The sequence below is a fragment of the Streptomyces sp. NPDC005566 genome, from assembly GCF_040605575.1.
In the GTDB taxonomy this organism is placed as follows: domain Bacteria; phylum Actinomycetota; class Actinomycetes; order Streptomycetales; family Streptomycetaceae; genus Streptomyces.
This window is the reverse complement of record NZ_JBEXDB010000082.1, coordinates 1-1,148: the sequence shown is the minus strand read 5'-3', so window position 1 is coordinate 1,148 and position 1,148 is coordinate 1. Positions and strand designations below refer to the sequence as shown.

The 1,148-nt window shown below is 58.7% G+C and carries 2 protein-coding genes; one reads left to right on the top strand and one right to left on the bottom strand.

Annotation, left to right across the window (positions count from 1 at the left end; genetic code table 11):
• The coding region (locus tag ABZS61_RS34855; protein WP_356430557.1) for an H-NS family nucleoid-associated regulatory protein at window positions 1-269 on the bottom strand (269 nt) is incomplete at its 3' end.
• 332 nt (window positions 270-601) lie between these two features.
• Here ABZS61_RS34855 and ABZS61_RS34850 point away from each other — a divergent pair.
• A partial coding sequence (locus tag ABZS61_RS34850) for a hypothetical protein (RefSeq protein ID WP_356430554.1) occupies window positions 602-1,148 on the top strand: 547 nt, incomplete at its 3' end.

Here is a 1,148-nt window from a genome sequence, read left to right as displayed (position 1 = left end):
ACTGAGCGGTGCGTTGTACGCGATCGGCGAAGCCGGCGGGCCGCCCGTCGTCCCGGTGAACTTCCTGGCCGAGCCGGGATACGATCTTGGCCGACCCGCGTGGCAGATGCGCTGCGCCGACGCCCGAAGATCTGCTCGGCAGTCAGCGCGTATTCGGCCACACGCGCGCGAACCTCCGCGAGAACAATGTCAAGCTCAGCCAGGCGGGCCTGTTCCGCTTGTTGTCTGAGCTGTTCAGCTTGCGCCTTCAATTCGAGATACGTTGGCATCGAATCGACTCCTATCGGATGAGCTCGCGTCGAAATTCGGAAAGATCGGCTCGTATGACCAATCAAACCAGCTCGCGAAAGCGAGGGTGCGTGCGTTCGAATGGATTGTCGCGGAAAACTTGAGGCTTCTGACCTCCATAGTCTCCTAGTTGACGACGCGTCGTTCTGCAATAAACACTGCATTGGCGGCCGGCCAACGACATGCGACGACGTCACACATCGAGTGCGTAGTGATTCAGCTGGTTTTTTGCGCGTGGTGTTGGCGCTTTTGAATAGGTTGATCCCGTTGTGGCTCTGTGCCGAGGTGATCATGGTCGTGAAGAGGTGGACGCATGGAACGCCCCGAGAAGGCTGACTACACGAACGAGCGGTGTTCGCCACCGCTCGACGAACACTCGTCGCTGCAAGCGCGGGTGCGGCGAGTAGAACAGGAAGTCGGTCGATTGCACAATCGCCTCGAACTGAAAACCCAGGAACTCGCCAAACTGACCCGTGCAATTGTCAATTCTTCGATCAGCCATTGCGACGTCGAGATGCGCTTGCAACGCGAGCTTCACGCGATGTATATGGGCATGGGCGACACCGCAATGCCAATGACCGATTTGCCCATGCGAGCTGACTCAACCGGCAAGCTTGTCACGGTCGAATTGCCTTATACGACCACGATCTTGGGCGTGCTGTTCGAGAGCATGTTCACGTTTTGGGCTGGTTGTGATCCTCGACGCCTGCCCAAATCGTCGACCGTGGCGCGCGCCATCGACGAGCGCCTTGGGTTTTCTGCTCAGCCCAATGGCGAAGCGTCACGCAGTGCTCAGGCATACGCATCTGCGATTCGGCCGGACTGGGTGAAAGATGCGGATCGCCGACATCATCGCTCGG